The sequence below is a fragment of the Gardnerella sp. Marseille-Q9185 genome (assembly GCF_046508745.1).
In the GTDB taxonomy this organism is placed as follows: domain Bacteria; phylum Actinomycetota; class Actinomycetes; order Actinomycetales; family Bifidobacteriaceae; genus Bifidobacterium; species Bifidobacterium greenwoodii.
The window spans coordinates 1-1,712 of record NZ_JBKFWK010000012.1; the positions used below are offsets into that span (position 1 = coordinate 1).

Here is a 1,712-nt window from a genome sequence, read left to right on the forward strand (position 1 = left end):
TTGAGCAATGCAAACGATTGAAATAAATAGCTAATATGATAACGACGTAACTTAGTAGCAGCAACAGAATTAATAGCTGGAAGTTTTTTGCCAGCAATCTTTATTTCACCTTTATCATAGGTTTCAAGCATGCCGAGAATGTTTAGAATAGTGGATTTTCCAGAGCCGGAAGCCCCCATGATTGCTAACGATTCTCCTTGTTGCACACTAAAACTAAGATTATGTAAAACCGGTCGATTCCCATATGATTTATAAAGATTGCGTACACTTATTAAAGGTTCAATACCATTGTTTTGCATTATCAACTACTCCTTTACCATAGAAGTAATGTGTTTATTACTCAAATAATATGTTTGTATCGTTAATAATATGAGTTCAATAATTGCCGAAATCAGCACATATATCATGCCAGAACGAGTCCGTTCAATCGAAGCAATAATAAAAAGCCCTCCTTGAACGATTCCCACAAGCAAGAATGGCATAGAGAATATGCGTAATAGCGAAAAACCAAGCAATCGTTTCACCGCAATACTTTCTTGATAGCATGCTGCAAACATAGCAATAATCGCTATAAGCAATATCAACATAAGCAGGGTAATAAGCAGAATTACGCTACCAAACAATTGCAACGTCTGCATAATCGTCTTTTGGTAGCCTGCAATGCATTCTCCTACTTGTAAGAATTGAAGATGATTATCATCAAGATGATACCGTGCAGTATAAGCGTCGCTCAGATATCGAGCTGCTGCTTGATCATTCAATTTAATGTAGCTATTGTCAAGGCCGCCAGCAAGTAATGATTCACTTTCAGACGCATTCAAATTATCACTCGTCGCATAAAAAATAATAGGATCTTTTACCATAACCTTATGATGAATATCCGTAGACCAGTTAAACCACTCACGAGAAGGATGATACGTGCGGAATGCGAATTGTGGATGCGCAGTAAACTTGGTCGAAACATCAGTAGACGTTAGGTTGTCTGACTCTTGAAGCCACTGCCTCATCGAAGTCTGCTCTTGAGGATTATACGTGTCGGGAATGAAGTAGATGCGCACACCCTGACGAGCAAGGTTTTTGACATCGCTATCTACAGTAAACCCTTGATCTTGCAAGTACTTAGGCGACGCCACAAACGACCAGAATGGCTTAGAAGGCACATGCTTATATACGCTACCGTTGCGCCAATCTTGTAGTATATCCGCATCGAAGAAGCTTGTGTAAATAAGCCTTACTCCTGGCTTATCCTCAATAGAACGATACCATGCAAAAGCATCTTTGGCATACTGCGTCGATTGACCAGATACCGAAGCACCATCTTGCCCTACGAGGTGGTGATACATAATTCTCTGGTTTAATACAGGATGCCACATACGAGCAACTTCCACACTTTTCGTCAACTCGCCTATTGGCCCATCTATGCTATGCACACCTTCTAATACGCATGTTGATGCAATAGCATAAACGAGTGCAAGAGCAATAAGCATACCGCGTTTGGTGATACGATTACGAATTGCATCTACTGGTTTTACAGAAATAATCATCAAAATGACTAATGCACTGAGAAGCAACACAACTGCAATAACTGGCAACGCTATAATCAGTGCCTGCATTAACAATTGAATATTCCATATAAATCCGTGAGTAAATAAACTCATCACGATACAAACAAGAGGATATACAGCGAGTGCTGAAACAAGTATCGGCATAAG

The 1,712-nt window shown here is 39.8% G+C and carries 2 protein-coding genes; both read right to left on the minus strand.

The window, feature by feature from the left end; translation table 11 throughout:
• A partial coding sequence (locus tag ACLD5M_RS06195) for an ATP-binding cassette domain-containing protein (RefSeq protein ID WP_410314822.1) occupies positions 1-299 on the minus strand: 299 nt, incomplete at its 3' end.
• A 6-nt stretch (positions 300-305) separates the two neighbouring features.
• Positions 306-1,712: hypothetical protein (locus ACLD5M_RS06200; protein ID WP_410314823.1), on the minus strand; the 1,407-nt coding region annotated here is incomplete at its 5' end.